The sequence below is a fragment of the Roseibium sp. MMSF_3544 genome (assembly GCF_030732845.1).
In the GTDB taxonomy this organism is placed as follows: Bacteria; Pseudomonadota; Alphaproteobacteria; order Rhizobiales; family Stappiaceae; genus Roseibium.
In genome coordinates this window covers 322,273-347,218 of the sequence record NZ_JASHKA010000004.1, presented here as the reverse complement: position 1 = coordinate 347,218, position 24,946 = coordinate 322,273, and the positions used below count along the sequence as shown (strand labels likewise).

Genomic DNA, 24,946 nt, shown 5'->3' with positions numbered 1-24,946 from the left:
TGAACCCGGCGCAAGCCGCGCAGGAAGGTTATTGACCCTGGCCGAGCGAATAGCCCGGAATGCCGTCGAAGGTGTAAAGGTTTTCGGTTTTGATCACCTCGATCTCCCGGTTGCTCAAGGCCATGATCAGGTCCGCGACGTCCTTTTGTGTCATTTGACCCTCATCGTGCTCGTAGCGGCACCGCCAATGGTCGGTCTTGAAGGTTTCCGGCAAACCAGCCGGCCAAACCTTGACGCCCCGGTTGGTGATCATTGTGAGTTTCCCGGTGCACTGCTGTGTCGCGGCTATAAGCCTTACTGCCAGATCATTCGGATCTATGACTGTGTCCCGGACAAAGAGGTCTACACCGACAAGCCGCCTATGGGCTGGGACCGGGCGTACCGGTGTGGAGACCTTCAGCGGTGTCTGACGACTTTGAACGGAGACCGGGCGCAGCAGTTTCGGGAGCTGGTCCATGTTGTCGATGATGGCATCGGCGAACTCTTCCGTTCCCACTTTTGCCCTGCTTTGATCGGGCGAGTAGATGTCGGGCGTGTGGATGCCGCTTTCGATCGTCCTCAACCAGGCATTTTGAAGCCTGCTGGCAGCGCTTTGCTGACCAACGTGAATGAGCATCTGGGCACCGGCGAGGATCAGACCGGAAGGGTTGGCGATGCCCTGACCGGCAATCGCAGGCGCCGATCCGTGGATTGCCTCGAACATGGCAAAGCTTTCGCCGATATTGGCGGACGGTGCGATCCCGACGGACCCGCTGATTTCTGCCGCAATATCCGAAATGATGTCACCGTAGAGATTGGTCGTCACGATCACGTCGAACATCTCGGGATTGGAAGCAAGCTTTGCGGCACCGATATCGATGATCCAGTGATCGGCGGCAATTTCCGGATACTCGGCCGAAATCTTGTCGAACATCCTGTGAAACAGACCGTCGGTCAGTTTCATGATGTTGTCCTTGGAAAAACAGGACACCTTCTTGCGCCCGTTTGACCGGGCATATTCAAAGGCGTGCCGGATGATCCTTTCCGTTCCGGGTACGGAGACAAGCTTCAGGCACTGGAAGACCTCGTCCGTTTGCCTGTGCTCAATACCTGCGTAAAGGTCTTCCTCGTTTTCCCTGAAGATGACCACATCCATACCCGGATGATTTGAGGCAATGAAGGGCGTCAGCGCCGCACAGGGGCGAATATTTGCGAACAGCCCGAGCGACTTCCGGATCGTCACGTTCAGCGATTTGTAACCGCCGCCCTGAGGTGTCGTGATCGGGCCCTTGAACAGAACACCGGCCGATCGCAGCACATTCCAGCTTTCCGGCATGATCCCGGACGTGTGTCCGGCTTCATACACCTTCTCACCGAGCACGACCTCCTGCAGATCCATCTCCGCACCTGCCGCATGCAGACAGCGCAAGGCCGCACTCATGATCTCCGGACCGATCCCGTCGCCATAGGCAACGGCGACCTGAGCGGTCTTGGCTGGCGCAATCGAATAGGCGGCCTGGGTACTGTGAACGTTCATGTTTTTCTCCTGAAGGGTCGTATCGGTGTTCGCGCCTGATGTAGGGGGCTTGATCGAATTGCGGAAATTAATAATTTTCAGTATTTGGATTGAGAAAACTCATAATGGTGAACTCATGGACACGATCGACCCCGCGTTGCTGAAGGCCTTCGTTCTGACGAGCCGCACCGGCAGTTTTACAAAAGCTGCCGAGAGCCTCTTCAGAAGCCAATCTGCCGTCTCGTTGCAGATCCGAAAACTGGAGGATCTGGTTGGCGAACGGCTGTTACGCCGAACCGCGCGAAATGTCGTTCTGACACCTGCCGGTACCAGGTTTCTGGACTACGCACAGCGAATCCTGGAGCTCAACAACGAGGCACTTTCCGCATTCCGCGGTCACGAGGTTTCAGGGCTGGTCCGGCTCGGAACGCCGGAAGACATTGCCACCAGCTATTTGCCGAAAGCGTTGGCGGATTACGCAGAAGCCTATCCGGGAGCCAGTCTGGAAGTGACCTGCGACCTGACGCTGAACCTTCTTGAAAAGTTCCGGTCAGGCGCTCTGGATGTGGTGCTGCTCAAGCGCGAACCCGCGGCGGCGATCGGCGGACAGCGTGTTTGGGACGAGCCGCTGCTTTGGGTCGCGGCGGACGAGAGCCTGTTCAGTCCGAAGTCCGGCTTGCCGCTGGCGGTCAGTCCGGAGCCTTGCGTCTACAGAAAACGGGCTTTTGAAGCGATTCGCAGCGAAGGTTTCGAGCCGCGCGCTGCTTACGTCTGCAGTTCGCTGGCCGGAACGCTTGCGGCTGTTCGTGCCAGGCTGGGCGTGGCGGTCTTGCCAAGCCACATGGCTCCGGCCGACCTCTTTACCGACAATGGGCAGCGCATGCCGTTTCTGGACAACACCGAGGTCCTGCTCGCCACCGCTTCCGACGCCGGACTTGCCGCCCGGCGCCTGGCCGACGTCCTTGAAGCAGCGTTCGAAGAGGAAGCGAACAGGGACCTTGCGGGGTTGTCCTAACCGTTTCCGGCTTGCAGCGTATAGACAGAAAACCAGTTCCGGTCGTCAAAGTGCCGGTCGATGACTTGCCAGCCGCCCTGATCCGCGATCCCGGAAAAGGCATCCTCGTCGTATTTGTGCGAGTTCTCGGTGTGGACTGTTTCGCCTTTTCTGAAAACGATCGTCTCTCCCTCCACCTGAACTGACTGGTCCGCCAGACTTTCCAGGTGCATCTCGATACGGCTTTCACCTGCATTCCAAACAGCCCTATGGGCAAAGGAATTCAGACTGAAATCCGCGCCGAGGCGGCGATTGATCCGCTGCAGCAGATTGAGATTGAAGGCCGCGGTCACGCCCGCCGGATCGTCATAAGCTTCCAGCAGCACGTCCTCTTCCTTTGGCCTGTCGACACCAACAATCATCGTGGCGCCTGGCATGGCGAGACGGATATTGCTCAAGAGCGCCGCGGCCTCATCCCGCTCAAAGTTTCCGATCGTCGAGCCTGGAAAGAACACGAGAACCGGAAGCTCGGGCAAAAGCGGCAACTGCCCGAGGGGTTGGGTGAAGTCGGCGGCAACCGGGATGACGGCAAGCGACGGGTAAGCGCGGCGGACACGCTCGGCTGCCTCTTTCAGGTGGTTGCCGGAAATATCGATCGGCATATAGACGGAAAGGTCTGCAAACGCATCCAGCAGCAGATTGGTCTTGCGGCTTGAACCGCTCCCGAGTTCAACCAGGGCGCCGCGCGCTCCGGGAAGCCGGGTATAGTTGCGCACATTCGCCCGCAGGATGCCGAGCTCGATACGGGTCGGATAATAGGCGTCTAGTTCCGTAATTGCCTCAAACAGATGCGACCCGACATCGTCATAGAGCCATTTGCTGGAGATTGTTTTTTGCGGCGCCTTCAGACCTGCGAGAATGTCAGACAGGAAGGCTTTGTCCTTGGGATCAGGAGGAACGTGTTTGGTCATTGATCTGCCGCCAGTCTGAGCCCCAGCATCTGCCAGCGCTGATGTGGATAGAAGAAGGTTCGATAAGAAGAACGCATCTGAAGCTTCGGGGTTGCGCAGGACCCGCCGCGCAGCACCATCTGGTTCACCATGAACTTGCCGTTGTATTCGCCGATGGCCCCGTCAGGCGGGCGAAAGCCCGGGTAGGGCGAAAAGGCGCTGCTGGTCCACTGCCAGACATCGCCCCACAGGGTTGGTTCGCGGCCAAGTGGAAGAAGGGACCCGGCTTCCATGAAATTGCCGCTGACTTCGGTAAGCTCTGCTGCCGCTTCCCATTCCACTTCCGTCGGCAGTCGGTGGCCGGCCCAACGAGCGAAGGCGTCTGCCTCGTAGTAGCTGACATGAACGACCGGGGCAGAAAGGTCGACAGGGCGTGGGCCCTGGAGCGTGTACGTCCACCACTGGTCGTCCTGCCGCCACCAGTATAGCGGCGTGTCCCAGCCATTGGTTTCACGCACTGTCCAGCCTTCCATAAGCCAGAGCGTCTGGGTATCGTAGCCCCCGTCCTCCATGAAAGCGATCCACTCACCATTGGTGACGGGTCGGCCTGCCAGACGATAAGGTTCCAGCCAGACCTTGTGCCTCGGGCCTTCACAGTCATAGGCAAAACCGTTGCCGTCATGACCGACTTCAACGAGGCCGCCGTCATGACTGGTCCACTCGGCTTCTTGAACCGGCAGAACCGCGCTGGGCGATTTCGAAATGTAGGTCGGCAGGAGTGGATTGAAGGAAAATGCGTGCAGGAGGTCGGTAACGAGCAATTCCTGGTGCTGCATTTCGTGATGGCAGCCGAGCGTGACCAGCTCCTCAAGCCGGTTTTCCTCCAATGCGAAGCTGTTCTGCTCAAGGCCGTTGCGAAGTGCGTCCTCAACCCGCGCCCGGTAGTCCATGACGTCGGCAACGGTCGGACGTGAGAGAAGCCCGCGTTTCGACCGCGTGTGACGCGGGCCTGCCTGAACGTAGTAGGAATTGAAAAGCACTGCAAAACGCTCGTCCCGGGCACGATAACCGGGCAGGGACGGCTTCAGGATAAATTCTTCAAAGAACCAGGTCGTGTGCGCCAGATGCCACTTCGGCGGGCTTGCGTCCTCCATGGATTGGAGACCCATGTCCTCGTCGTTGAGCGGCGAGACAAGGTGCTCTGTTTGCGTTCTTGTTGCGTCGAAGAAGTCCAACAGATCGGAAGCCGGAGCCGGTTCGCTCCGATGATCCAGGTAGGTCATGTATTTCCCTCCACAAGGGCGGCGGCGTTGATGCCTCCGGCCCGCCCTGTGACTGCCACCAAGCGGGTTGAAGGTAAGGATCGACGGTCGAAATCCAACGTTGGGAAATGCACCGCACCGGTGCATAAATGCGCGGTGCAGTCCTGAATCAGGCCCTTGTTGATTTTTTTCAGCAATGTTTCAACAAGCATCATATTTGCCGTTCCATGGGTATTTTATCTGCAAATCTTTGATTTTCAGCGGACAATTGATCTGCCTGAGCGGGGATCGACCACACTCGGCACCGTTCAAACTAGGAGACAGCTCCTGACACCTGCCCGTCAGGATTGGACCGGGAAGGTGTTCACAAGCGCGTGAGCAGGGGTGCGGAGCCAGGGGCAATCGCCTACGCCTTGCGCATTCGTGGTGCAGCCCTGTGTTTGTCCGGCGGTCAGAGCCGACGTGTTAGTGGTTTGGTGAAATAAACCATTGCAGTCCGGCTCAAGTTGATGGACCGCGTACCTTTGGACAGTCAGGCAGCAGCGGACTTGATCCGGCAGCCCTAGCAGTGCCTTTGCTTCGAAAACATATTGCCGATGAGGGAAAAGTCGCAGCAAGGACCCTATAGTTGCGCCGTGGCGCGACCGCAGAAAAAGGGAGTCCAATTGTGCGTTGGACACCTCGGGCTTAGACCAAGGCACACAGTGAAGTGTGTGGCCCCCGGATCAGGCCGGGGACCGCATGCTGGTAGCCGTTCGGTTACTGCACCCTGGGGAACAGTGTCTCGATCTCGCCGAGGTCGCTGTTGCCCTGCAGCTTGTCGAGTTCCGGTGTCCAGGGACAGGAGGTTTCCGGTGCGTTCAGCATCGCAAGCGCCCTGTTTGCCGAACCCGGAATGACCTGCTTCAGAGCTTCCATGACGACGCGAAGGCAATCGAGCGTCACGTATATCACAGTCTGGCAGCGTTCTCTGGTCTCTTCATTCTTGATAAGGTCCCAAGGGGCCTGCTCGGCGAAATAATTGTTCATTTCGTCGGCAACCGTGATGATCGACTGCACCCGTGCCGGGATATCGGCAAGATCGATCCACGCGCCCATGTCTTCGGTCGCCGAAACCACTGCCTTGCGGATCGCCTCATCTTCTGCAGACAGCGGTCCCGGTGCAGGCAGTTTTCCGTCGAAACGGGCCTTGGAAAACTTCGCGGCGCGCGACAAGAGGTTGCCGATCTTGTTGCCCAACTCGCTGTTGTAGCTCTGCGTGATCAGGTCCACGGAGATCTGGCTGTCGCTGTCGGCGCGCATGTGCCGCGCGAGGTACCAGCGCAACGCATCGACGCCGAGTTTGTCCACGACCTCAATCGGATCGACGACATTACCGATCGATTTCGACATCTTGACCCCGCCGGCACCGACCCAGTGGCTGTGCACGGAGAGTTTCTTCGGCAGAGGCAGACCGGCAGCCATCAACATAATGGGCCAGTAGACACCGTGCGGCTTCAGGATGTCCTTGCCTATCAGGTGTTCGCATTCCGCCCACCAGCCTTCGTACCCTTCCTTGGGCCAGTCGATGTTGGTCAGGTAGTTGGCCAGAGCATCGAACCAGACATAAGTCACGAAATCGGTGTCGAAGGGGAGGTCGACGCCGAGGGTCACGCGGGTTTTCGGCCGCGAGATGCAAAGATCGTCGAGCGGTTCCGCAAGCATTTGTTTCAGCTCGTTCTTGAACGCTTCCGGCTGAACAAAATCAGGATTATCGGCAATATGCTGCAGCAGCCGTTCGCGGAACGGCTCCATTTTCAGGAAGTAGTTGGTCTCTTCCGTGTGCTCCACCTGCATGGTCGGATGCAGTGGACACTGGCCGTCTTCGGTCAGGTCCGACTCCTTCTTGAACTCCTCGCAGCCCTTGCAGTAGATGCCGGTGTAGTTCTTCTTGACGATCAGGTCCTTGTCGAAGATCGACTGCTCCATCTCGGCAACGGCGGATTTGTGGCCCTCGCGGCTTGTTCTCACGAAGTAGTCATACGAGATCCCGACAAGGTCGAAGACCTCGCGGAATTCCTTGCCGCGCATGTCGAGAAAGTCCTGGTAGCTCATGCCCAGGTCTGCGGCCGCTTCCTGGTTTTTCTGACCGTGCTCGTCAACGCCCGTGGACAGCATCACGTCACACCCGAGTGCCTGGCGGTTGCGCTTCAGGATATCGGCCATCACGGACGTGAAGGCATGACCGATATGCGGAGAACCGTTGACGTAGTAGATCGGGGTCGTGATGTAGCTTTTCATCCAAACGCTTTCGAAGATGCAATGGGGCTGGCCAAACCCAAAGGGGAACCGCCCAATAGATAGTATTTGCACGCTATATTTCACAGTCGCCATTTCATGGAAAGCCCTGTACGACGTAATCGAAGTGCTTTTGCAGGTGACCGGAGGGACTTCCAGCCACTCGACCCGAGCCTGCGACCGATGAATCGCAATGCAATCTTCCGGATCACGTGATGGCGTTGCTGCGCCACACCGTCTGGAATGACGAAAATCTGACCGCAAGCATTTTTGTTTGCAATCCGGTTGTTTAGGGTTTGTCTATCGGGAGACCGCTTGGAACGTCTTCTGGAATGCCGAAGGGCGGCGCGGTTACGGACTGAGTGCCGGTCAGCGCCTTCAGGAAAGCAACAAGCGCGGTGACTTCCAGGTCGGAGAGGTCGAGAGGCTCGATGTCCCGGAAACGGGCATGTCTGGCCATCTCGCGTTTGTCTTTCCAAACCACAAAGTCGATCGGTGCCAGCCAGGGCGCATCAGGGAGCGCTGCCATCTCCGGCTGCCATCTTACCAGCATACCGTCCGGATCCAGATGGTGCCGAACGATACCTTCAAGTGTCGGGTAGGCGCCGTTGTGACCATAAGGTGCGGTCAACTCGACATTGCGCAGCATGGGGGTTCTGAACCGGTAGGCATCTTCCAGCTGGTCGCTTTCTCCCATGTGGCCGACATCGCGCACCATCGGATCGAAGCGGCGCGTCCGTCCCGGCCCGAAGGGTGGCAGGCCGATTGCGTGGAATTTCTGGTCGCTCAGCAGCGGGCCGGAATGACAGCTTGCGCAGTTGGCCTTTCCGTAGAACAGGTCCATGCCGCGCTTTTGCTCAGGTGTCAGGGCACTCGCGTTGCCTGCCAGGTATTGATCGAACGGACTGTCGAAACTCGCCCACTCGACGGCCTGAAAAGCAGCAAGGGCGTTGGCGACTTCAGCGATCGTAACCTCTTCAGGCTTCTCGATATGATCGAACGCGTCAACAAACAGTGCGCCATATTCCGGGATCACGCGGACACGTTTGGCAAGGATCGGCCAGGAGGCATCGATCCGGTCATGGACAGCACCAGCAATCTCGTTTTCCTTCGGATTGCCGGCCATCTCGAACTGGGCGACCAGCGGGAAGATCGCCTGCGCCGCCAGCAGCGAATTCAATCCCTCCGGCAGCCATTCCTCGGCGGGTGAGTTGAACCCGTTCTCGTAAGTGTCGGCGATGGAGAGCCGTCCGTCATGAAACAGGGTATGAAGCTCTTTTGCGCCGAGATTCCAGAGACCTGGCGCGTTTCTCGGAATCCTTTTCTTAATCTTGTCGGCACCAGTCCCTGCCGTTCGTGCCTTGCCGAGACCCTCGCCACCTTCGCCAATGCCGAGGGAGAGCCGGTCGCCTGTTCCAAGCGTTGGATGATGGCAGGTTGCGCATGCGATATTCCTGTTCCCGGACAGGATCCTGTCGTAAAAGAGGAGCTGACCGAGCGCTGCCTGTTTCTTGTCGAAGGCGATGAAATCGTCCGCGGTCATAGGGGCAGGGAGCTCCGCTGCAAAAGCGGGGGCAGACAGAAAAACAACGAGAGGGATCAACCTGAGCCGATGAAGAAGACCATGCTGGCTGCCGCCCTTGGGCTTGTGCTTGTGGCACTTCCCGCCCATGCCGAAATCGAAGAGGCGCGCGACATGATGGAGGCCGGGCAGTTCGAGGAGGCTATGAAGGAGCTGTGGCCGGCGGCGCGGTCCGGCAACGCCGATGCCGAGGAGCTGATCGGTGTCATGTACGCGATGGGACTGGGCGTCGAGCGCGACGACGAGCGGGCTTTCGAATGGTATCTCAGAAGCGCCATGAAGGGGCATCCGGGTGCGCAGTCCGGCGTCGGTTGGTACTACGAGGTCGGCCGTGGCATGCCCGCTCCGGATCTTGTGCGCGCTTATATGTGGTACACGCTGTCCGCTATCGGCGGAGACCCTGACGCTGCGATTTCGCTTGAAGAAGTGGTCAAGAAGATGACCCAAGAAGAAATCGACAGGTCGTTGACCCTTGTCGATGACTATAGGGTCTGGATGTACCCGTTCAGGTGACATAGCCCCCGTCAGCCCGGAACGACACGCTCCGGGCGTTGGGAAGGCTGATAAACTTTTGCTACGCCGCCTCGATTTCGGCGACCGGTTTTGCAAACCTCTTGAGCTCACCTGTTTCAGGATCCTTTATCGGAACTGCGGAGTACTGGCACACGTAGGCGCGCCGCGGGTTGTCAGTGGTGTTGGGGCCGGAGCGGTGAAGCGTCAGGCTAGAGAAAGCAACGATCGTTCCGGCAGGACACGTCATGGGCTCACCGGTTTCGTCGCCGAAATACCCGTTGAGCTCGTTAGAGTCCTCCTGCCATTCGTGCCGGTCGAGATCCGGCTTGTCATCCAGGTTGCGCGGCAGGACGTAGACACATCCGTTTTCGACCGTGGTGTCGTCAAGCGCAATCCAGACAGTCAGGTAGGGGGTATGGTCGAAGCCGACATAGGCCCCGTCCTGATGCCAGGCGAAACTGGCGCCGGTGCCGGATCCTTTGACAACGAACTGCTCATTGAAAAGCTGCCCGGAAACACCCAGGCAGGCATTGGTGATGCCCGAGATTTTCTCGCCGAGCAAAAACGTCTCCACGTCCGGGAACTCTGCATGCCGATGCGCCAGGAAGCGACGGCTTTGACCGAGACCGATCTTGTGCCGTCCGCTGTGTCCGCCGTCGTCCACCGGCTCGTCCAGCAAGGTATTGCAGGTTTTTCTCAGCAGCGTCAGTTCTTCTTCTGAAAGAGCGCCTGGAAAAACGGCGTAGCCGTTTTTGCGAAAGGTCGCCATTGTCGTCTCGCTCATGTGTTCCTCCTTGAGATTGATTGCAGAATAACGCAAAATTCAAGGAAATCTTTGCATGAACGGGCAAATACATTGCAGATATGATTGAACTGGCGCCTCATCCTCTGGTCATCGATGCTCCGGGTGGCACGTGTTGGAAACGCTCGGCCCGGCGCCGCCATGCGGCGGAGCCGGGTCGCCACGCGGAACTCGTCGTTTTGCATGCTCTCACTGGAAGCGCCGAGTACGTTGTCGACGGGACGCTCGTCGAGTTGCGGGCCGGAACCTTGTTGTGGGCCCTTTCGGGACAGGCGCACTTCCTTTTGAGCGACCAACCCGATTTCGACATGTGGGTGTTTCTCATCTCCGCGAGGATCTTGCCGGATGATCTGCGAGGCTCGCCGGAAATACCCCCCTTGGCCATCTCGGATGCGGGTGACGGCTTGCCGCCGCGTGTGATTACGCGCTCGGCTGCGACGGAACTGGATGTGATTGCACAAGGCGTCACCCAGGCGGGGGAAGCTTCGGTGCGTTTGGCTGGTTTGCGCTGGTGGCTTGCCAGGGCATGGGTGCATTGGCAGAGCGCTGCCAACCTGGCGTCGCGGCGCCTTCATCCGGCGGTGGACCGGGCTGCGGTGCTGTTGCAAGCGGATCCGAACATGCCGCTGCACCGGTTGGCACGGGAAGCGGGACTGAGTGAAAGCAGGCTTGCCCAGGTTTTCAAAAAGGAAGTCGGGCGCACGCTTCAGGAATTTAGAACCGGACTGAAACTGGACCATGTCGACCACTTGGTGGAACGGGGAAAGGTGAGGGACTTGACCTCTGCCGCCCTTGCTGCCGGTTTTGGCAGTTATTCTCAGTTCTTCAGGGTTTTCATGAAAGCGCGGGGCCAATCACCGCGCAGCTATTTCAAGTCCACCGGTCCCTGAAACCGGAAGAAGCCCCGGCGAATTGACATCCGCCGGGGCCAATGGGTCAGTTCAACTCTTCGACGTAGACTTCGTTGATCTGGGCTTCGGCTTCACCAACTGCAGCGGTCAGGGATTCAAAGATCTCTTCGCCGCCATCGATATTTGCCTTGAACCAGTCATAGACCGGGGCAGCCGCTTCCTTGAAGGCAGCCTTTTCTTCCGGCGTCGGCACGTAAAGATCACCACCACCGGCAACGAATTCTTCGTAAGCCTGGATCGATTTGCGCTTTGGCGACGCGAAGGTTGCCTGCTGGAGCTGGTAGAAACCGTCCAGGATCACGCGGCGCATGTCTTCCGGCATGGACATGAAACGCTCATTGTTCATGAACCAGAGCGCACCCATGTAGGCGTGACCGTCCAGCGTCACGTACTGCAGGCCGGCTTCCGGGAATTTCATGCTCATGATGTCGGTGATGCCGTTCTTGGAGCCTTCAACAACACCGGTCTGGAAAGAGGTGAAGAGTTCCGGCCACGGGATCGGGGTCGGGGAAGCACCGAGCGCCTTGACGAGTTCCTGCGGCAGGTCTGCCACGACGGTCCGGATTTTCAGGCCGTCCATGTCGGCTGGGCCCTGGATCCGTCTTTGGGTGTTGGCGAAATTCCGCCAGCCGCCGGTGTTGCCGACAGTCATGAGGCGCACAGCACCACCGGACCGGTCCTTGGTCATCTGCTGCAGCTTGCGGACGAAGGAAGAGCCGTTGGCAAGCACAGCTTCGGCAACGCGGTCGTCAGACATCAGGTAGGGCAGGTCGAGAACCTGAACGAACGGGAACACGCCAGCGGTACCGCCCGACGTCTGGATAACGATGTCGATAGACCCGTCAGCGACGCCCTGAAGGCATTCGGAGCCGTTTGAGCACAGCTGCGTGCCGATAAACAGCTCGACCTCGATCGCGCCGTTCGAAGCGGCTTCGACATAGTTCTTGAAGACAATGAGGCCGTCATAGTCTTCGTCGTTTTCGTTGGAGTTGGCCGTCGCGCGCAAGGTGTAATCGGCGGCAACGGCACTCATCGCGGATCCGGCAAGCATCGCCGCGACAGTGAGTGATTTCAGTGCAGATTTGAGCATCAGGTACCTCCCATTTCAAGCTCAAGATCAATTGGCAAATCCGGTCAATCGCGGGATCGTCATCGAAATTGCCGGAATGTAGGTGACCAGGAAGATCACCGCTATCTCCACCGCCAGGAACGGTAGAATCGCTTTGGCAATGGTTTCAACCCGTTCCTTTGAAACCGACGCCGCGACAAACAGAACAAGCCCCATCGGTGGCGTTGCCAGACCAATGGTCAGATTGACGCTCATGATAATGGCAAAGTGGATCGGGTCGACGCCCATGGAGGCGAAAATCGGTCCCAGGATCGGTCCAAGGATGATGATTGCCGGGCCTGCATCCAGGAACATGCCGACGATAAACAGCAGCAGGTTGATCAGGAACAGCAGGATCAGCGGGTTTTCAGACAAGGACAGAACGAAGTCCGCCATGATCTGTGGCGCATAGCTGAGGCTGACGACCGTCTTGAAGGCCATCGCGGCACCAACAAGCAGCAGAACAACTGCGGAGGTGATCCCGGCACGGTTCAAAACACCCGGGATTTCACTGGGTTTCAGGGAATGCAGGACAAAGAACCCGATGATCAGCGCATAGGCCACTGCAACAGCCGCAGCTTCGGTTGGCGTGAACACGCCAAGCAGGATGCCGCCAAGAATGATGATCGGCGTCTGCAGCGGCGCAACGGCTTTTTTGCAGACAACTCGGAAGTCTTCCGAAACCGCGCTTCTGAGGTTTATCAGCAAGATGTGTGACAGCACCATCATGACGGCAAACAGGATGAGCGTCATGGTGCCGGAAAAACCGGCGAAGCCCGCTGCGCTGGCAATCATGACTGCTATCGCAGTGAGCAAGCCCGCAATATTGATCCGGAGCACGACGAAGGAGAACCAGTATTCCACCGGCTTCATCGTCTGGCCCGGATTGACGATCCGCTGCGCCTTCGGCAGATCGTACTTGTCGGCCATGAACCGGACCATGAGCATAAGTCCGACGCCCACCATGACGCCGGGCACAATACCTGCAAGGAACAGCGCGGCGACGCTCTCGCCCATGACATAGGCGTAGATGATCATGATGCCGGATGGTGGAATGATCGGACCGATGACCGAGGAGGCGGCCGTCACGGCAGCGGCAAACCTGCGCGTATAGCCCTGTTTTTCCATGGCCGGGATCAGCATGGATCCGAGCGCGGACGTGTCGGCGACCGCCGAACCGGACAGGCCGGCAAACAGCATCGAGGACAGGATGTTCACGTGGGCCAGACCACCGCGCAGATGGCCCATCAGCGCCTGGCTGAATTCCACGAGACGCATGGTGATGCCGCCCTTGTTCATCAGCTCGCCCGCGAGCATGAAGAACGGAATCGCCATTAGAGGAAAACTGTCCATACCGTTGTAAACGTTACGGTAAAGCAGAACGATATCGCGTTCCTGACCATTCAGGTAGAGCAGCAGGCCGGGGGCGGCGAGAAGCCCGAAAAAGACCGGCAGGCCAATAACCAGGAAGAACAGGAAGACGGGAAGAAACCAGATAAGCATCAGTCAGCCCCCGCCATGTCTGCATCGGGAATAGTCGGCAAACGTTCCTGTCCGCCCAGGATCGCGATGAGGTTGCGCAAGATCAGTTCGATGTTGACCAGCGTCAGCAGCACGGCACCGAGAAACATCGAATACATCATCCAGCTGCGCGGGACGCGGATCCACTCCGTGAGCGTGAAGTTGCCCGGGACGTAAAGAGAAGCGGTGGCGAAAGTACCGCCAAAGCCGGTGACCTCGGCATATCCGATCTGGACCGCCACAACGAGCACGACCAGCGAGACAAGCAAGAGGAACAGGGACAAAATGCCGCCAAGGACGCGGGGCAGGGCATGGCTGACCATGTCGATCGCCACAAAACCTCCGCGCCGGAAGGCGGTCGGCGCCATCAGGCCGGCCATCCACAACATGCAAAAACGCGCCGCCTCGTCAGGCCAGGGCAGCGCGTTGTTCAAAACATATCGGAACACGACCTGAATCAGGATCGCGACGACCATCAAGGCCACGGCTATGATGCCTATCGCTCGGCCAATTCGCAGCAACTGCGAATTGACGAAAGCGAGCGGTGCTAGGACCGCCAGCAATGCCCCCATCCGGGCTCCTCCCTACTTCTTCTTGTCGGCAGGGCGTTTACCGTCCTGCCTTGCGCTCTCACTTTGGAGCGATTTGCCCAAGCTTGCCTGCAAAAAATGTCAGCGCCTCCCCGTGACGCATTTCTGCCTGCATGACCTGGCCCAGAACAATCAGGTGATCTCCGCCCTCATAGGCCGCAAAACGTTTGCATTCGAAACGGGCGAGACAGTGTTCGATCAATGGTACGCCATTATCGTCAATCTTGTGCGGCAACTGGTCAAACGCATGTGCATTGCGGGCAAAACCGTTGCAAACCTCAGCCTGGTGGTGGCTGAGAACGTGGATGGCATAGTTTTCCGCCGTCTCGAAATAGCGGAACCGCCGGGACCCCTTGTCCGGCATCCACAAAACCAGCGGCGGGTCGAGAGAAACGGACGAGAAACTGTTGGCCGTAATGCCGACCGGTCCGTCTTCGGACCCGGTTGTCACAATGGTTACACCGGTCGCGAACCGGCCGAATGCATCGCGCAGCAGCCGGGTGTTGTCGGTCTGCGGCGCAAAGGTGACGGGATGATTGGCATTTTGCATTGTCATCAGGCTACCTCATGCCCAAGAGCGGCTTCGTAGAGCCGGAACCAGGTTTCTCGATCCAGGCTGACTTTCAGCGCATCCGAAATTGTGGCGATGCGCCCGAGATTGTTCGTTCCCATCACCGGCAAGAGCTTGGCCGGGTGGGCAAGCAGAAAGGCGACTGCTACCGCCGATCTGTCGACGCCGAAGGCACCGGCGACTTCGTCCATGGTTTCACCAAGCTTACCGCCCTTGGAGATCAGCGAGCCGCCGCCGAGCGGGGACCAGGCCATCAGCTTGGTTCCGAGGCGCTGGTGGAAGGCAAGATCTCCATTGGTGAAAGGTGAGATTTCGGCGAGTGAGATTTCGATCTGGTTCGTCACGAGCCTGTTCGACATGGCCGAATCCAGAAGCTCCCAGTCCCAGGGACGGAAATTGGAAACGCCGACGTTCCTGACTTTGCCGCTCTTGATGAGGTCATCGAGTGCCGCCCCGGTTTCAAAGTGATCCATCAATGGATCGGGGCGGTGGATCAGCAGAAGGTCAATCGTCTCAATGGCCATTTCGCTGAGCGAGGTCTCGACCGACTTTTCAATGTGCGCACGGGAAGTGTCGTAGTGTTTCACTTTCACATCGGAATAACGGCCGACGGGCGCAACGATGTCGCACTTCGTAACGATCTCCATGCGATCGCGAAGGGACGGGTTCGCCTTAAGAGCGCCACCGAGAACCGCTTCTGCCGTATAGCCACCATAGATGTCGGCCTGATCAAAGGTCGTGATCCCCTGGTCCAGGCACGACTGGATTTTCCGCTCCACATAAGCCGGCGAGGTGTCGGTGTCGTCGCCGAGGCGCCACATCCCATAAATCAGACGGGAAAATTCCAGAGTGTCGGAAAGAGTGACACGTTCCATTAGCGGCGGACTCCATTGCCAAGCGGTGTTGCAGGTGTTTCGGCCGGAACGCGGCCATAAGCGTGCGGAAGGGAGCAAGTCTTCAGGTTCGGCAAAACGCGCGTGCCAAAGTGCTTGGCTTCTTCCAGGTGCGGGTAGCCGGAGAAGATGAACGCCCGGATGCCCATCTTCTGATAGGCCTCGATCTTGGACATGACCTGATCGGTGGAGCCGACGAGTGCGGCACCGCATCCAGAACGCGCCCGTCCGACACCGGTCCAAAGGTTTGGTTCGATGTAGCCGAACTCGTCTGCAACTTCGCGGTTCTTGGCCTGATGGCTGACACCAAGCGACTTCGCGTCGAGCGCGCGCTCACGAATGGCTGTTCCCTGCATGTCGTCCAGCTTGGAGACAATGTAGTCAGCGTATTCCTGGGCTTCCTTTTCGGTGTCTCGCACGATCATGTGCACACGAAGGCCGTAGTCCAACGTCCGGTCGTAGGTTTCAGCAACCGCATTGACCGCTTTCATGCGGCCTTCCAGTTCTTCGATCTTTTCCGGCCACATCAGGTAGACGTCGCAATGCTGCCCGCACAGTTCGAGCGCAGCAGGCGAGTAGCCGCCGAAGTAAAGAAGAGGTCCGCCAGTCTGGTAAGGCCGTGCCGGGTCTGTGGTGAGGCCGCTGAAATTATAGATTGCACCCTCGTGATTGATTTCATCACGGGTCCAGGCCTGCTTCAGGATCTCAACCACTTCCCGTGAACGCTGGTAGCGGTAGCCGCTGTCAGCCTGTTCGCCCGGGAAGTCCGAGGAGATGATGTTGACGGTCAGGCGACCCTTCAGCATGTGATCGAGCGTTGCGATGGTGCGCGCAAGCATGATCGGCTGCATCTCACCGCAGCGAACCGCCGCCAGGAGATTGATCTTGTCTGTGATCGGCGCGCAGCCTGCAACGAAGCTCAACGTGTCCTGACCCACCTGATAGGACGAGGGGCACAGGATATTGCGAAAACCCTGCTCTTCGGCGGTTTTCACGATGCTCGAGCAATGCTCCCAGGAAGAGCGCAGGTGGCCCTCCGGAACGCCCAGAAACTGGTAGTCGTCGGAGCAAAGGGCGGCAAACCAGGAAACTTCCGCTGCATCGAGATCCGGCGATGTCACGGGCACGACGGTCATTCAAAACTCCCTGGGTTTCATTTGTTTTCGAACGGCTTCACTTTACCGTCGATTTATTCTTGCTTATCATCCGCATTGATGTAAATCAATAGTGTATCAATTTAAAAAAGCCGAGCCCAAAATCGCCATGCAATCCACGTCGCAGTCGGCAAATGCACTGCCTCTTTATCTGCAGATAAGTGAGCTTCTGATCAGGGATATCGCCGCGGGCAGACTGATCGATGGAGAGCGCCTTCCACCGGAGAGGGACATGGCCGATGAGCTCGGTATTTCCATCGGCACCCTGCGCAAGGCCTTAGCGGATCTTACGGATAAAGGCTTACTTGAAAGAATTCAGGGTTCGGGAAATTACATACGCCAGGGAGGGACGCAGGAGAGCATCTACGCCATGTTCCGCCTCGAGCTGCTGACAGGAGGCGGATTACCGCGGGCGGATATCCTGAATGTCGAGCGCACGCGAAAGCCGCGGGACCTGCCGGAATTCGGCACGAGCAAGGACGGAACACGCATCCGTCGCCTGCGCTATCTCAATGATACCATGATCGCAGTTGAGGAAATCTGGCTCGACGGCGATTGCGGAATTGTGAAACGGGACCTGCTTTCGGATTCGCTCTACAGATTTTATCAAAAACAGCTCGGCTTCTGGATCTTGCGCGCTGAGGATCGCGTAACGATAGGGAAGGTGCCGGACTGGGCGCCCGAAGCGTTTTCGAAGGCGCCGGGAAGTCTCACAGGATTTATCGAACGGTTCAGCTGGGCGGATCGCTCAGAGCCGATCGAATACTCGCGCACCTGGTTTGATACGGACAGGGCGCATTACGTACAGCGATTGAAATAGGCAGGTCGCAAGAAACCTGCCGAAAAAGGAGACTTAAATGCCTGAAAAGGTGAGATACGGTGTCATCGGGTGCGGAATGATGGGCCAGGAGCACCTGCATAACATTGCGCTTTTGCCCGACACCGAGGTCACGGCGATTTTTGAGCCGGACGCGGAAATGGCTGCAAAATCCGCTCAGATCGCACCCTCGGCGAAACTGGTCGCATCGGTGTCCGAACTCCTCGACGTTGAGGAAATGGATTGCATCCTGATTGCCAGTCCCAACCATTGCCACGTGCCGCAGATGCAGGAAATCCGACAGAAACGGCCGCTGCCCTTGCTCGTTGAAAAACCTCTCTTCACCGATCCCAAGGAATCGGCGGAACTGGAGGCTTTCAAGGCCGCGTATCCTGCACCGATTTGGGTGGCCATGGAGTACCGGTACATGCCGGCAATTGCCGCGCTGATCGACCAGGTGGAACAAACCACTGGTGGCATCAAGATGCTGACGATCCGTGAGCACAGGTTCCCGTTTCTCGACAAGGTCGGCGCTTGGAACCGTTTCAATCGCTATTCGGGCGGTACCTTTGTCGAGAAGTGTTGCCATTTCTTCGATCTGATGCGGCTGATCATGAAATCCGAACCCGTGCGGGTCATGGCGTCCGCGGGGCAGGATGCCAACTACAAGGACGAAATGTATGACGGCGAGCAGCCTGACGTGCTCGACAACGGCTTTGTGATCGTCGACTTCGAAAACGGTTCACGTGCTTTGCTGGATCTTTGCATGTTCGCCGAAGGCGCGAGGTATCAGGAAGAGGTCGTCGCGATCGGGCCGGAAGGAAAAATCGAAGCCTTTGTGCCGGGCCCGGGCCGGTTCTGGCCGTTAGAGCTGGGCGATCCACCGGTTGCGCAGCTTGTGATTTCGCCTCGTAATCCAAAGGGGCCGCGAAGCATTGAGGTTCCTGTCGATCCCGCGCTCCTCGATGCCGGTGATCACAACGGGTCCACCTACTATCAGCATGAGCGTTTCCTTGCTGTCGTTCGCGGCGAAATGGATCTGCCTGAGGTTTCGTTGGAAGACGGTAGACGCGCTGTGGAGATGGGGCTTGCCGCTCAGCAGTCCGCGCGCACGGGTCAGGCCGTCACCCTCACGTCGTCCGCGCTGTCGTCGGTTGCTTGCTGATCCTTTTGAGAGTTCCTCCGGGGCGTTTTTGCCCAGACCTGCCGGCGCGACCGTTGTCGCGCCGGTTTTTCGTCACCATCGGTCAGCCGGCCGGACAACCTGTGCCGCATTGGTGCTGAAACCGGCGATGCCGCGGCGCATATTGAGATCGCGGATCGGCACCTTGTATTCAATGCCCGTGTCGGTCTTCCGGCATTGCTGCTTGCGATACGCGATATTGCGCGGCACACCCTTGATGTCTTGTACGAGCACGCAAAAGAGATCGTAACGCCCATTGACGTTGAAGTTCCGCCGCGCGCCCTGGGCGACGACAATCTGCCGGTGCCGTTTGAAACTCGAATCGAACAATAGGAAATTGCAGTACTTTTTGTTGCCGTTTTTCGATTTGGTGCTTTCGCAGAAAAATGTTGCTGCAGACGCTTGCGAAGGCGTTCCCACTGTCGCGGCGAGGCCAAGAAAGATGCCGACCAGGCAGGTTCCGATCGAGAGTTTCCCATACGTCATTGTAAAAATCTCCGAGCCTTACGAGGTTGGAAAAACTGTGTCATGGTGCAGTGAGAACACCTTAACGCCGCTCGTTTTTCGAGACCTGTGACGCACGGCACCGGGAAAGAAAACCGCGCAAGAACGTGTTCCGGCTTTGGGTCCGCTGTTCGTGTCCTGGCATCGTGCAGCGTGCCAGTACTTTGCAAATGAATGCATTTTCCGCCTTTGGGAGGGCCAGATGCGCAAGACTGTTTCTGTTATTTTGTCTTCAGCTCTGATTTTACAAACCGTTTTCGTAAATGGCGCCTTCGCGGCGCCTGCGGTCACAACCGCAAACGTGAATTTCCGGCAAGGGCCGGGCACTGGGTTCGGAACGCTCGGTACTGTGCCGAACGGCACTCAGGTCGAACTGCAGGACTGCGACGACACAGGGGCCTGGTGTTCGGTTACGTTCAACGGCCAGAACGGTTTTGTAAGCGGCCAGTATCTCCAGCTGACCGAGCCCGAACAGACAACGGGCTGGCCCCGGTCGTTCCAGACCGACGGTGGCGCGACCTTGATCCTTTATCAGCCGCAATTCACCGAATGGGACAACTTCCAGACGCTTAAGGCGTTGGTCGCTGCCGAGTACGTCAAGGACAAGGACGCCCAGCCGGTATTCGGGGTGATCGGCGTCAGCGGGAAAACGGTTGCAGATCCTCAAAATGGCGAGGTTGCCGTCAGTGATATTCAGGTGACCCAGCTGGACTTTTCCTCGCTGGACCGGTCCTCCCTGACCGATTTGACATTGCAGGTCGGCAAGATCATGCCGACCGGGACAATCACGGTGAAAGAGGACCGGATTACTGCCGGTCTTGCCGAGTACCAGCGGATGGAAGACGTCGATGGTCTGAACGCAGAAGCACCACCGATCTTCATCGAGACCGAACCTTCGATCCTCGTTCAGACCGAAGGCGCGCCGATCATGGCACCGGTCAAGGGTGACCAGGGATTGAGTTTCGTGGTCAATACCAACTGGGACATCCTGAAGATCGACGACACCGAAGAGTTTTATCTGCGGGACGAAAAATCCTGGCTCACCACCAAGGACGTCTCGAGCGGCTGGCAACCGGTCTCGGAGCTGCCGGACCTGATCAAGAACCTGCCGGACGATGACAACTGGTCGGAGACCCGCGAGGCGATCCCGCCAGAGCCATTCGCCGACAACAAGCCGCCGAAGGTCGTTTATTCGGACAAACCCGCTGAAATGATCGTCTTTGAAGGCGAGCCGAAACTTGAGCCGGTGGGAACAACTGACCTGGAATGGGCGTCCAACACGGATAGCGACGTGTTCTTTCTGAAAAGCACGTCGACCTGGTACATCCTTGTGTCCGGCCGCTGGTTCAAGTCGGCTTCGCTCGACGGTCCGTGGGAGTTCACAACACCGAGCTTGCCGCCCGAATTCCAGAACATTCCGGAAGATGCACCTTATTACTCCGTGCTGTCATCGATCCCGGGAACTTCCGAGGCAGCCCAGGCGCGCCTGAAGGCGAGTATTCCCACGACCGCACGTGTTGAAGTCGGATCAGTGAGTGCCGATATCGCCTATGCCGGCGATCCGGAGTTCGAACCGATCGAAGGGACCTCAATGTCCTATGCGGTCAACACGAACGATCAGGTCATCCAGGTCGGAGCGAAATACTACGTTCTTCAGGACGGTGTCTGGTTTGTTGGCGACAGCCCGGAAGGCCCCTTTGTCGTCGCAACGTCTGTTCCGGATGAGATCTACACCATCCCGCCGTCGTCTCCGGTCTACAACACCACCTACGTCCGCGTTTACGAGACCGAACCGAACGCTGTCTGGTACGGGTACACAATGGGTTACCTGACCGGCTTCCTGGCCTGGGGCGTCTTCGTCTATGGATCCGGCTGGTATTATCGGCCCTGGTATCGCCCGGGCATTCGTCCGATCTATTTCCCGCGCCCGGTGACCTATGGCATCGGTGCCTTCTACAACCCGATCCGCGGCACATACGGGCGCTATGGCTATGCTTATGGCCCGCGCCGGGGCATTGCCGGTGGTGGGATCTACAATCCGCGGACGGGTGGCTATATCCGGGGAGCAGCCATCAGTGGTCCGCGCGGCAGCGCAGGCTTCATCACGGCCTACAATCCGCGCACCGGCAACCGCATCGTTGCAGGTGGTGCCCGCGGCATCTACGGGTCCTGGGGCGGGGCTGTTGTTTCCGGACCGCAATGGTCTCGCACGCGCGACCTCCAGGCGAATGTCGCGAGACAGTGGAAACAGGACGGTAACCTTGGCCGCGTGGCGAGCCTCGACCGCCGTGGTGACGTTTTCGCCGGACGGGACGGATCTGTCTATCGCCGCGACGGCGAGAACTGGAAAAAATTCGAAGGTGGCCGCTGGGGTGACGTTGCAGCACCATCCCGGGAGAATATCCAGGACAGGCTGGGCAATCTTGATGGAGGCGCGATTGGCGCGGGGGCAGGGGCTGCCATCGGTGCGGGAGCAGGTGCCGCTATTGCGAACCGGCCAGCAGGAGACCGGATACAAAACCGGCCGAATGCAGGGCAGGGCAACGTCCAGCGGCCAAACGTGAATCGCCCTGCTGGCAACCGTCCGACCAACCTGCCGGCCGGACAACGACCGAACGTCCAGCGGCCTGCGCAGCAGCCCAGTGTCAATCGACCAGCGACGCAAAGGCCCGCCCAAAGGCCGAGCACGCAAAGACCTGCTCAAAGACCGGCGGCCAGCCCGCCCAGGCAGACCAGACAGGCACCTGCGCACCTCAACAGAGACCGCAAGGCACGCCAGGCAGGCAACAAGCAAGTCAACCGGAAGCGCAACGTTAATCGTTCACGCCCGCAACAGGCGAGACCGCAACAGGCGCGGCCGAACAGAAGCAGTGGTGCCGCCAAGAAGCACAGAGGTGGCGGACATCGCCGCCGTTAATCGTGCCGGTTACTGGATGCGGTGAGGAAATGACCTAGATTGGCAGATCGCGGGCATCCGCGATCGCCTCCATCGTCATGTAGGATGTGACGGTGTCCAGGTCGACTTTCTCGATCAGCCGCTGGTAGACACGGTCGAAGGCATTCATGTCCTCCGCGACGACTTTCAGCATGTAGTCGTAGTCACCAGCAATTCTGTAAAAGTCGATGACATTCGGGATCGCCGAGACTTCACTCCGGAACGTTTCCAGCCAATCCTTGGAATGATGCCGCGTGCGGATCATGACAAAGACCGTGAGATTGAGCCCCAGTCGGACCGGGTCCAGTCTGATCGTATGGCCTTCAATCAGTCCGCTTTCATAAAGAGCCTTAAGTCGCCGCCAGCATGCATTCTGGGAAAGACCGACAATATCGGCCAGTTCACGCTGCGACAGCCGCGCGTCTCGCTGAAGCGCGCGCAGGAGGGACCTGTCAATCTGATCGAGTTTTGCCTGCATGAGCGATCAAATGACACAAAATATTTCTGAATACAATCGGATTAGGTGAACATCTCCCATTTCAGATGGTCATATGATTGCTGGAAAGCGTATTGGAGGGGTAAATGGTGCAGGAAACCGGTACCGCAATCGATCATTTCAAGAAGTCACTGTGCGGACCGGATCTGCTTGGCCGCCTGCGAGCCGGTTTGATCGGCGAAGGGGTGAGCATGGCCGGTCCCCTTGGAGATCGCGAGATGATCTACGCGGATTATGTCGCGTCCGGCAGGGCTCTTCGACAGATCGAGGATTTCGTTCTCGAGGAAGTTCTGCCCGTTTACGCCAACAGTCACACCGAAGCGTCTTATTGCGGCAGCGCGATGACACGGATGCGGGAAGCGGCACGTGCAGAGATTGCGCGCATTTGCGGCGCGGATCAAACATACGCAACGGTGTTTTGCGGGTCGGGCGCAACGGCTGGGCTGAACCGGCTTGTGCACCTTCTAGGCGTGACGGATGCGGCGCGGCGGGGACAAAAGCCGCTAGTCGTGCTCGGACCGTACGAGCATCACTCCGACATTCTTCCCTGGCGCGAAAGCGGCGCGGACGTTGTTGAGATCGGCGAAGATCCGTCTGGCGGGCCGGACATGAACGAGCTGAGCGCCGTGTTGCAGCAAGCCGGTGGCAAGCGGTTGATCGTCGGCGCCTTTTCTACGATGTCCAATGTGACCGGCATCGTCACGGACGACCGGGCGGTTACCCGCCTTCTCAAGCAGCATGGTGCGCTGAGTGTCTGGGACTGCGCGGGGTCAGGTCCCTATCTACCCATCGACATGGGCACCGGGACAGAGGAGCAGAAGGATGCCGTTGTTGTCTCGCCGCATAAATTTATCGGTGGCCCTGCGGCATCCGGCGTGATGATCGTCCGCAAGAAGGCTGTCAGCATGGACGCACCCGTCTTTCCGGGGGGAGGCACAGTGCGCTTCGTCTCGCCCTGGGGGCACGATTACACTCCGGACATCGCCGCACGCGAAGAGGCCGGAACGCCGAATGTGGTCGGCGACATACGCTCAGCGCTTGTTTTTCTCGTCAAGGAGGCGATCGGCCAGGCGCTGATGGATCAGCGCAACGCGGCCTGGCGGGAGAGGGCGCTTTCCGTCTGGCAGGCCAATCCTGCGATCGAACTCCTGGGCAATTGCAATGCTCGTCGGGTCTTGCCTGTTTTTTCCTTCCGCATACGCGATTTTGAACGTGGCGGTTACATCCATCAGCAGCTGGTAACAAGGATGTTGTCGGATGCTCACGGTATCCAGGCGCGCGGCGGCTGCGCCTGTGCAGGACCCTACGCACACCGGCTGCTCGGGATCGCACAGGATGAGTCGGAAAAGCTTCGCGAAGGTATCTTGTCTGGCGAGGAACTGAAAAAGCCCGGTTGGACCCGGCTCAACTTTTCTGTGCTTCTCACGCCGGAAAAGGCGGATAAGATCATTGAAGCAGTGGATGCCTTGGCCCGTGCGCCTTATCCCCTTGCGGATCTTTATTCCTGTGACGAGGCAACCGCGCGGTTCAAGGCAGTCAAGGACGCCGCATAAGGAGACAAGTCGAACATGTGCCGTTGGGCAGCCTGGAGCGGGGCTCCGAGATATCTTGAAGAGGTCATTTGCGATCCGGAACATTCGCTGATCGACCAGAGCCGCAACGCGCTGTCGTGCAAGACCTCCGTCAATGCGGACGGTTTTGGGGTTGCCTGGTATGGCGACCGGAAAACACCTTGCCTCTATAAGGACGTACGGCCTGCGTGGTCGGACCCGAATCTTTTGCAGATTGCGCACAACATTCGTTCCGGCCATTTCCTCGCCCATGTCAGGGCTTCCACCGGCACGGCAACGACACGGGACAATTGTCATCCGTTTACCCATGAAGAGTGGTCGTTTATGCACAACGGTCAGGTCGGTGGCTACGACAAGGTTCGCCGGCGTCTCGACAACATGATCCCGGACGATCTCTACCGCCAGCGTTTGGGGGGAACGGACAGCGAATGCCTGTTCCTGATCGCGCTGGCCTATGGCCTGAAATTGCATCCGCGCGCGGCAATGGCACGCGCAGTCCATGAAGCCGAAGCCTTGTCCAAATACGCAGGCTCGACACCGCACATGCGGTTTGCGTCCGCCTGGTCCAACGGCGAAACGCTCTACGCGGCCCGTTACGCGTCTGACAAGTTGCCGCCCACGCTCTATTACCGCCAGTTCAAGGATGGTGTGGTGGTCGTCTCCGAGCCTCTGGACGAGGCACGCGATTGTTGGGTTGAAGTCCCGCACGGTCACATGATCGAGGTCCGGGACGGCGACGTTAAACAAGTCGCGTTCCTGAGTGAGGAACAAATTGCCGCAGGCTGAAGATTTCCGGCAGAAATCGCGCCTGCAGGGT

At 58.4% G+C, this 24,946-nt stretch carries 23 protein-coding genes; 8 read left to right on the top strand and 15 right to left on the bottom strand.

Annotation, left to right across the window (positions count from 1 at the left end; all coding sequences use genetic code 11):
• Positions 1 to 28 precede the first annotated feature (28 nt).
• Positions 29 to 1,516: an NADP-dependent isocitrate dehydrogenase gene (locus RBB47_RS08390; RefSeq protein WP_305985319.1), complete on the bottom strand. Its 1,488-nt coding sequence runs from the start codon at positions 1,514 to 1,516 to the stop codon at positions 29 to 31.
• Between the two features lie 115 nt (positions 1,517 to 1,631).
• On the opposite strand from RBB47_RS08390, the gene RBB47_RS08385 reads away from it, so the two are divergent.
• Positions 1,632 to 2,510 carry a LysR family transcriptional regulator gene (locus RBB47_RS08385; protein ID WP_305985318.1) on the top strand — a complete coding sequence of 293 codons (879 nt, stop codon included), beginning with the start codon at positions 1,632 to 1,634 and terminating at the stop codon, positions 2,508 to 2,510.
• Here the strand turns inward: RBB47_RS08385 and egtD are convergent.
• From egtD to RBB47_RS08360, 5 genes are all read right to left on the bottom strand, one after another.
• Positions 2,507 to 3,460 carry an L-histidine N(alpha)-methyltransferase gene (gene egtD / locus RBB47_RS08380; RefSeq protein ID WP_305985317.1) on the bottom strand — a complete coding sequence of 318 codons (954 nt, stop codon included), beginning with the start codon at positions 3,458 to 3,460 and terminating at the stop codon, positions 2,507 to 2,509. The two genes, RBB47_RS08385 and egtD, sit on opposite strands and share 4 nt — an antisense overlap.
• Positions 3,457 to 4,722: an ergothioneine biosynthesis protein EgtB gene (gene egtB, locus RBB47_RS08375; protein ID WP_305985316.1), complete on the bottom strand. Its 1,266-nt coding sequence runs from the start codon at positions 4,720 to 4,722 to the stop codon at positions 3,457 to 3,459. Before egtB ends, egtD begins: the two co-directional genes overlap by 4 nt.
• Entirely contained in the window at positions 4,719 to 4,916 is a 198-nt protein-coding gene (locus tag RBB47_RS08370; protein WP_305985315.1) for a hypothetical protein, read from the bottom strand. Before RBB47_RS08370 ends, egtB begins: the two co-directional genes overlap by 4 nt.
• Before the next feature lie 544 nt (positions 4,917 to 5,460).
• Positions 5,461 to 6,981, bottom strand: coding sequence for a methionine--tRNA ligase (metG, locus tag RBB47_RS08365; protein ID WP_305985314.1), 1,521 nt, complete (start codon positions 6,979 to 6,981; stop codon positions 5,461 to 5,463).
• Between the two features lie 286 nt (positions 6,982 to 7,267).
• Positions 7,268 to 8,521 carry a cytochrome-c peroxidase gene (locus tag RBB47_RS08360; RefSeq protein ID WP_305985313.1) on the bottom strand — a complete coding sequence of 418 codons (1,254 nt, stop codon included), beginning with the start codon at positions 8,519 to 8,521 and terminating at the stop codon, positions 7,268 to 7,270.
• A gap of 69 nt (positions 8,522 to 8,590) precedes the next feature.
• On the opposite strand from RBB47_RS08360, the gene RBB47_RS08355 reads away from it, so the two are divergent.
• The gene (locus RBB47_RS08355; protein WP_305985312.1) at positions 8,591 to 9,073 is read left to right on the top strand and encodes a tetratricopeptide repeat protein; all 483 of its coding nucleotides are present in this window, start codon (positions 8,591 to 8,593) and stop codon (positions 9,071 to 9,073) included.
• A 61-nt stretch (positions 9,074 to 9,134) separates the two neighbouring features.
• Here the strand turns inward: RBB47_RS08355 and RBB47_RS08350 are convergent, their stop codons facing one another.
• Positions 9,135 to 9,857 (bottom strand): phytanoyl-CoA dioxygenase family protein, encoded by a 723-nt coding sequence (locus tag RBB47_RS08350; RefSeq protein WP_305985311.1) that lies wholly within the window; start codon positions 9,855 to 9,857, stop codon positions 9,135 to 9,137.
• A gap of 80 nt (positions 9,858 to 9,937) precedes the next feature.
• On the opposite strand from RBB47_RS08350, the gene RBB47_RS08345 reads away from it, so the two are divergent.
• Entirely contained in the window at positions 9,938 to 10,765 is an 828-nt protein-coding gene (locus RBB47_RS08345; RefSeq protein ID WP_305985310.1) for a helix-turn-helix domain-containing protein, read from the top strand.
• A 46-nt stretch (positions 10,766 to 10,811) separates the two neighbouring features.
• On the opposite strand, the gene dctP is transcribed toward RBB47_RS08345, so the two are convergent.
• Genes dctP through RBB47_RS08315 form a run of 6 tightly spaced genes read right to left on the bottom strand, consistent with a single transcriptional unit; the run spans position 10,812 to position 16,605 of the window.
• Entirely contained in the window at positions 10,812 to 11,876 is a 1,065-nt protein-coding gene (gene dctP / locus RBB47_RS08340) for a TRAP transporter substrate-binding protein DctP (protein ID WP_305985309.1), read from the bottom strand.
• Positions 11,877 to 11,903: 27 nt separating this feature from the next.
• The gene (locus RBB47_RS08335) at positions 11,904 to 13,397 is read right to left on the bottom strand and encodes a TRAP transporter large permease (protein WP_305985308.1); all 1,494 of its coding nucleotides are present in this window, start codon (positions 13,395 to 13,397) and stop codon (positions 11,904 to 11,906) included.
• A complete protein-coding gene (locus RBB47_RS08330; RefSeq protein ID WP_305985307.1) occupies positions 13,397 to 13,987 on the bottom strand; it encodes a TRAP transporter small permease in 591 nt (196 codons plus the stop codon). The genes RBB47_RS08335 and RBB47_RS08330 overlap by 1 nt, the downstream gene beginning before the upstream one ends.
• A 58-nt stretch (positions 13,988 to 14,045) precedes the next feature.
• Positions 14,046 to 14,561: a flavin reductase family protein gene (locus RBB47_RS08325; protein WP_305985306.1), complete on the bottom strand. Its 516-nt coding sequence runs from the start codon at positions 14,559 to 14,561 to the stop codon at positions 14,046 to 14,048.
• Positions 14,561 to 15,451: an aldo/keto reductase family oxidoreductase gene (locus RBB47_RS08320; RefSeq protein WP_305985305.1), complete on the bottom strand. Its 891-nt coding sequence runs from the start codon at positions 15,449 to 15,451 to the stop codon at positions 14,561 to 14,563. Before RBB47_RS08320 ends, RBB47_RS08325 begins: the two co-directional genes overlap by 1 nt.
• Positions 15,451 to 16,605, bottom strand: coding sequence for an LLM class flavin-dependent oxidoreductase (locus RBB47_RS08315; protein WP_305985304.1), 1,155 nt, complete (start codon positions 16,603 to 16,605; stop codon positions 15,451 to 15,453). The genes RBB47_RS08320 and RBB47_RS08315 overlap by 1 nt, the downstream gene beginning before the upstream one ends.
• A gap of 127 nt (positions 16,606 to 16,732) precedes the next feature.
• Here RBB47_RS08315 and RBB47_RS08310 point away from each other — a divergent pair, with 127 nt between their 5' ends.
• The gene (locus RBB47_RS08310) at positions 16,733 to 17,443 is read left to right on the top strand and encodes a GntR family transcriptional regulator (protein ID WP_305985303.1); all 711 of its coding nucleotides are present in this window, start codon (positions 16,733 to 16,735) and stop codon (positions 17,441 to 17,443) included.
• A gap of 37 nt (positions 17,444 to 17,480) precedes the next feature.
• Positions 17,481 to 18,605 carry a Gfo/Idh/MocA family protein gene (locus tag RBB47_RS08305; RefSeq protein ID WP_305985302.1) on the top strand — a complete coding sequence of 375 codons (1,125 nt, stop codon included), beginning with the start codon at positions 17,481 to 17,483 and terminating at the stop codon, positions 18,603 to 18,605.
• 72 nt (positions 18,606 to 18,677) lie between these two features.
• On the opposite strand, the gene RBB47_RS08300 is transcribed toward RBB47_RS08305, so the two are convergent.
• On the bottom strand, positions 18,678 to 19,109 hold the full coding sequence (locus RBB47_RS08300) for a hypothetical protein (RefSeq protein WP_305985301.1): 432 nt from the start codon (positions 19,107 to 19,109) through the stop codon (positions 18,678 to 18,680).
• A gap of 220 nt (positions 19,110 to 19,329) precedes the next feature.
• On the opposite strand from RBB47_RS08300, the gene RBB47_RS08295 reads away from it, so the two are divergent.
• Positions 19,330 to 22,044: an SH3 domain-containing protein gene (locus RBB47_RS08295; protein ID WP_305985300.1), complete on the top strand. Its 2,715-nt coding sequence runs from the start codon at positions 19,330 to 19,332 to the stop codon at positions 22,042 to 22,044.
• 34 nt (positions 22,045 to 22,078) lie between these two features.
• On the opposite strand, the gene RBB47_RS08290 is transcribed toward RBB47_RS08295, so the two are convergent.
• On the bottom strand, positions 22,079 to 22,540 hold the full coding sequence (locus RBB47_RS08290) for an Lrp/AsnC family transcriptional regulator (protein ID WP_305985299.1): 462 nt from the start codon (positions 22,538 to 22,540) through the stop codon (positions 22,079 to 22,081).
• Between the two features lie 104 nt (positions 22,541 to 22,644).
• Between RBB47_RS08290 and RBB47_RS08285 the strand changes: the two genes are divergently transcribed.
• On the top strand, positions 22,645 to 24,111 hold the full coding sequence (locus tag RBB47_RS08285) for an aminotransferase class V-fold PLP-dependent enzyme (RefSeq protein WP_305985298.1): 1,467 nt from the start codon (positions 22,645 to 22,647) through the stop codon (positions 24,109 to 24,111).
• Positions 24,112 to 24,126: 15 nt separating this feature from the next.
• Positions 24,127 to 24,915: a class II glutamine amidotransferase gene (locus tag RBB47_RS08280; protein ID WP_305985297.1), complete on the top strand. Its 789-nt coding sequence runs from the start codon at positions 24,127 to 24,129 to the stop codon at positions 24,913 to 24,915.
• Positions 24,916 to 24,946: the final 31 nt, after the last annotated feature.

Coding starts and splice junctions, on each gene's coding strand:
- RBB47_RS08370 (WP_305985315.1), bottom strand. CDS start 4,916: ATGATGCTTGTTGAAACATTGCTGAAAAAAATCAACAAGGGCCTGATT.
- egtB (WP_305985316.1), bottom strand. CDS start 4,722: ATGACCTACCTGGATCATCGGAGCGAACCGGCTCCGGCTTCCGATCTG.
- RBB47_RS08285 (WP_305985298.1), top strand. CDS start 22,645: ATGGTGCAGGAAACCGGTACCGCAATCGATCATTTCAAGAAGTCACTG.
- RBB47_RS08305 (WP_305985302.1), top strand. CDS start 17,481: ATGCCTGAAAAGGTGAGATACGGTGTCATCGGGTGCGGAATGATGGGC.
- RBB47_RS08280 (WP_305985297.1), top strand. CDS start 24,127: ATGTGCCGTTGGGCAGCCTGGAGCGGGGCTCCGAGATATCTTGAAGAG.
- egtD (WP_305985317.1), bottom strand. CDS start 3,460: ATGACCAAACACGTTCCTCCTGATCCCAAGGACAAAGCCTTCCTGTCT.
- RBB47_RS08295 (WP_305985300.1), top strand. CDS start 19,330: ATGCGCAAGACTGTTTCTGTTATTTTGTCTTCAGCTCTGATTTTACAA.
- RBB47_RS08335 (WP_305985308.1), bottom strand. CDS start 13,397: ATGCTTATCTGGTTTCTTCCCGTCTTCCTGTTCTTCCTGGTTATTGGC.
- RBB47_RS08320 (WP_305985305.1), bottom strand. CDS start 15,451: ATGGAACGTGTCACTCTTTCCGACACTCTGGAATTTTCCCGTCTGATT.
- RBB47_RS08350 (WP_305985311.1), bottom strand. CDS start 9,857: ATGAGCGAGACGACAATGGCGACCTTTCGCAAAAACGGCTACGCCGTT.
- RBB47_RS08345 (WP_305985310.1), top strand. CDS start 9,938: ATGATTGAACTGGCGCCTCATCCTCTGGTCATCGATGCTCCGGGTGGC.
- RBB47_RS08310 (WP_305985303.1), top strand. CDS start 16,733: ATGCAATCCACGTCGCAGTCGGCAAATGCACTGCCTCTTTATCTGCAG.
- RBB47_RS08360 (WP_305985313.1), bottom strand. CDS start 8,521: ATGACCGCGGACGATTTCATCGCCTTCGACAAGAAACAGGCAGCGCTC.
- RBB47_RS08385 (WP_305985318.1), top strand. CDS start 1,632: ATGGACACGATCGACCCCGCGTTGCTGAAGGCCTTCGTTCTGACGAGC.
- dctP (WP_305985309.1), bottom strand. CDS start 11,876: ATGCTCAAATCTGCACTGAAATCACTCACTGTCGCGGCGATGCTTGCC.
- RBB47_RS08325 (WP_305985306.1), bottom strand. CDS start 14,561: ATGACAATGCAAAATGCCAATCATCCCGTCACCTTTGCGCCGCAGACC.
- RBB47_RS08300 (WP_305985301.1), bottom strand. CDS start 19,109: ATGACGTATGGGAAACTCTCGATCGGAACCTGCCTGGTCGGCATCTTT.
- RBB47_RS08330 (WP_305985307.1), bottom strand. CDS start 13,987: ATGGGGGCATTGCTGGCGGTCCTAGCACCGCTCGCTTTCGTCAATTCG.
- metG (WP_305985314.1), bottom strand. CDS start 6,981: ATGAAAAGCTACATCACGACCCCGATCTACTACGTCAACGGTTCTCCG.
- RBB47_RS08390 (WP_305985319.1), bottom strand. CDS start 1,516: ATGAACGTTCACAGTACCCAGGCCGCCTATTCGATTGCGCCAGCCAAG.
- RBB47_RS08290 (WP_305985299.1), bottom strand. CDS start 22,540: ATGCAGGCAAAACTCGATCAGATTGACAGGTCCCTCCTGCGCGCGCTT.
- RBB47_RS08355 (WP_305985312.1), top strand. CDS start 8,591: ATGAAGAAGACCATGCTGGCTGCCGCCCTTGGGCTTGTGCTTGTGGCA.
- RBB47_RS08315 (WP_305985304.1), bottom strand. CDS start 16,605: ATGACCGTCGTGCCCGTGACATCGCCGGATCTCGATGCAGCGGAAGTT.